The sequence below is a fragment of the Rhodococcus chondri genome, from assembly GCF_036327435.1.
Lineage (GTDB): Bacteria > Actinomycetota > Actinomycetes > Mycobacteriales > Mycobacteriaceae > Rhodococcus > Rhodococcus chondri.
Genome location: NZ_JAUZMZ010000281.1, coordinates 1 through 3,734, shown reverse-complemented (window position 1 = coordinate 3,734; position 3,734 = coordinate 1). Strand labels below are relative to the sequence as shown.

General features: G+C 72.1%; 2 protein-coding genes and 2 pseudogenes. All 4 read right to left on the bottom strand.

All coding sequences use genetic code 11. The features are described 5' to 3' along the window. Positions 1 to 418, bottom strand: a 418-nt coding sequence (locus Q8814_RS24945) for a GHMP family kinase ATP-binding protein (RefSeq protein WP_456239120.1), incomplete at its 3' end; no start/stop codon positions are given. 47 nt (positions 419 to 465) lie between these two features. Beyond that, positions 466 to 1,695, bottom strand: a pseudogene (locus Q8814_RS26590) (DUF4153 domain-containing protein); the annotation flags it as partial. Between the two features lie 357 nt (positions 1,696 to 2,052). Further along, a pseudogene (locus Q8814_RS26585) lies at positions 2,053 to 3,060 on the bottom strand (HAMP domain-containing sensor histidine kinase); the annotation flags it as partial. 3 nt (positions 3,061 to 3,063) lie between these two features. Further along, on the bottom strand, positions 3,064 to 3,734 hold a 671-nt coding region (locus tag Q8814_RS24935), incomplete at its 5' end, for a response regulator transcription factor (protein WP_330154643.1).

Below are 3,734 nucleotides of genomic sequence, written 5' to 3'. Positions count from 1 at the left end.
GGTCGGCGGCGAGTGCGTCGAGATCTTCCCGGCTCGCCCCCAGACCCCACAGGGCATCGAGGGCGACGAGGGTCGCGGCCGCATCGGCGCTTCCGCCCGCCATCCCGCCCGCGACCGGGATGCCCTTGTCGATCGTGATGGCGACATCCGGAGTGCGGGCGGCCCGGGCCGCGACCATCTCGGCGGCACGCCACGCGAGATTCGACGAGTCGGTGGGCACCGCCGCCGCGTCCGCCCCGCGCACCTGCACGCTCAACGTGTCGGCGGGTGTCACCGATACCTCGTCGTAGAGCGACAACGCGTGGAAGACGGTGCGCAGCTCGTGGTAGCCGTCCGCGCGCAGGTCACCGACCTCGAGGTGGAGGTTGACCTTGGCGGGAGCCCGCACGACGACGGGGGCCGGGACGACAGAAAGCACGAGTACAGAGCTTACCCGCGCCGCCGGCACCGGCGATCGGCGCTCGGTCACTCCCCGACCTGCGCCGGGCATCCCCCGCGGACCGCATCGTCGCCGTAGCCGGGAATGTCCGCGGCCCTCGACCGGCCGAGGTTCCAGCCCAGCAGATCGTCGTCGCCCGCCGGCCGGTACTGCCCGGTGATCACGCACCGCGCCAAATCGGCGGGCAGGTCACGTTCGATCGTGGGCGTGGCGTCCGCACCCAGCGACGACAGGCTCGCGAGGTCGAGTTTTCCGGTGGCCTCGTAGCGCTCGATGTTCTGCCGGGCCACCCAGGCCTCGGGATCGGCCAGCCCGATGGCCAGCAGCAACGCCGCACCGGAGGCAAGCGCCGCGCGCGGCAGCCACCATCCGGACAGGCGCACCCCGGCCACCATCACGAGCACCACCAGGAACCCGAGCCAGAGTTCGAACGCGTCGACCAGCACGCGCAGCACCGTGAAGCCGTAGGCCTGCTGGTAGACCGCCATCCGGAACAGCGCCGAGGCCACCACGACGAGCGTGAGCACACACAGCGTTCCCAGCACCGCGCGCAACAGCAGCCGGTCGCGGTCGGTGTCGCGGGGGGCCTTGCGTACCGCGAGCGCGATGGTCGCCAGCGTCAGCACCGTCGCGACGGTCAGCTGCGCGAAGCCCTGGTGCACGTAGTCCGCGTAGCTCATTCCGGCGGTGCGGCGCACGAACTCGTGGCCGCCCCACATCGCCGAGGCCTGAGCCACGAGGAACACCAGGAACACCGCGACGACGACCCCGACGGGAACCATCCACTCCCAGGCCCGGCTCACCGCGCGGGTGGGCGGCATCGCCACGGCGTCCACCCGGGGCGGATTGAGGGCGAGATAGCACGCCGCGAGCACGATGCCGCCGACGAAGAACCACACGAAGGCCCGCAGCACGAAACTGTCGGCGAGGTGCACGTCGGGAAGGATCTGCGCCACCCAGGAACCGAACACCGCATCCCCGGACGCGAACAGCCCTCCGAATACGACGAGCGCGACGAGCGAGAGCACCGCGGTGCGCAGCACCGGCCACAGCAGTCGGTGACGGCTGGTCCCCGCCAGGGTGCGGCCCAGCAGCGGCAGTCCCCGGATCGCGGCGAGCACCCAGCCCGCTCCGCCGGCGAGCATCGGCAGCACGCGCCTGGCGTCGGTCAGGGCGGTGGCGACGAGTACCAGCGCGGCCAGCAGGGACAGCACCACCAGCCACTCGGCGGCGCGCAGCACGGCCATCGACGCCAGCCCGGCGTAGAGCAGCGCGACCACCGTCGTCCACGGTCGGCGGCGGTGGATCGATACCCCGAACACCAGGACTCCTGCGGCGAGCAGCACCAGGAAGGTGCCCAGCCCGATGTGGCGGTACGGCAGCGCGGCGGCAGCGAGTGCACCGATCGCGACCGAACCGTAGAGCGCCACGGGTGCGGTAGCCGGTCCGCGTTCGGGCCAGTATTCGCCGAACAGCGTGCCGACGAACGACGGCAGCGGTACCGCCGGAGGCCCGGCTGGAGTGACATCGGGTGGTGTGGTGGTCACAGGTATCACCTCGGTTGCGGGAGTGGATGCCGGCTCGACGGACGAGCCCGGCCTGGGGACAGGGTTGCGCGGCAGCATCACCCGGATCCGGGCACCGGTTCCACCGTCCGCCGGGGGCAGCGCCGTGATGGATCCGCCGTGCAACTGGCAGACCCAGCCGGCGATGGCGAGGCCGAGCCCGGTGCCTCCGCTGCTGTCGTCGCCGACTCCGAAGCGGGCGAACACTTTCCGCACTTGCCCGGCCGGGATGCCGGGGCCGTGGTCGGTGACCTCCAGCGACCAGCGATCGTTCTCCTCGACCTCGGCCCGCAGACGGACGATCCCGCCGGGCGGGCTGTGGCGCACTGCATTGTCGAGCAGGTTCGCCACCACCTGCGCCAGCCGGGCGCCGTCGGCCCGGACCACGAGATCGCTGGGTTCGACGGAGGTTTCGAAGACCACGGTCCGTGTGCCCACGGCGGCCTCGGCGACCGCCCGGTCGAGCAGGTCGGCCACGGACACCGACGCGAGATGCAGCGGTACCGCGCCGCCGTCGACGCGGCTGACGTCGAGCAGGTCGCCGACCAGCGCGCTCAGCCGCTCGGACTGCGCGAGCGCGGTCTGCAGGGCGGCGTCGTCGGGGCGCACCACTCCGTCGACGAGGTTCTCCAGCAGCGCGCGCTGCGCGGCCAGCGGTGTGCGCAGTTCGTGGGAGACCGTGGCCACGAGCTGCCGGCGCTGCTGGTCGGCGGTGGCCAGGTCGGCGGCCATGGTGTTGAACGCCCGCGCCAGGCGGCCCACCTCGTCGGCCGATGTCGCGGTGACCCGGACCGAATAGTCGCCGGTGGCCATTTTCCCTGCAGCACAGGTCATCTCACGTAGCGGTGATGTCATGCCCCGGGCCGGCCACTGGGTGACGCCGAGCGCCACCGCGAGTGTCACCGGCAGGGTCAGCCAGCCCGGGACCCCGGCCCGTCCGCCCACCTGGAGCACCACGACGGCCGCCACGATGCTCACGACGACCAGCAGACCGATCTTGACCTTGATCGAGGACACCCCGTCGAGCGGACGGCCGGTGCGCGCGGATGTGCCCATCGCTCAGGCCTCCAGCGCGTAGCCGACGCCGTGCACCGTCCGGACCCGCGCGGCACCGATCTTGGCGCGCAGGGACTTCACGTGACTGTCCAGCGTCCGAGTCCCGCGGGCATCGGTCCAGCCCCACACCTCGGTCATCAGCGCCTCGCGGCTGTGCACGGTGCCCGGCTGCTCGGCGAGGACGGCGACCAGGTCGAACTCCAGTGGAGTCAGGTGCACCTCCACCCCCGCGAGCTGGACGCGGCGCGCGGCGCGATCGAGGACGAGATCGCCGACCGTCAACGCGGGCTGCCGGGCAGCGGCCAGCTCGGCCGCGCGGTCGACGCGCCGCAGCAGTGCCCGGACGCGCGCGACGACCTCGCGCATCCGGAACGGCTTGGTCAGATAGTCGTCGGCACCGACACCCAGCCCGACGAGCACGTCGGTCTCGTCGACCTTCGCGGTGAGCATGAGCACCGGCACCGGTCGCTGGTCCTGGATCCGCCGGCACACCTCGAGCCCGTCGAATCCGGGCAGCATCACGTCGAGCACGACCAGATCGGGCTGGTGCTCGTGGTACGCGGCAAGGGCGCCCGGCCCGTCGAAGGCACGAACAACCCCGAACCCCTCGGCGGTGAGCCGATCGGCCAGGGCCTGATTGATCGTGGGATCGTCCTCGACCACCAGCAGTGTGC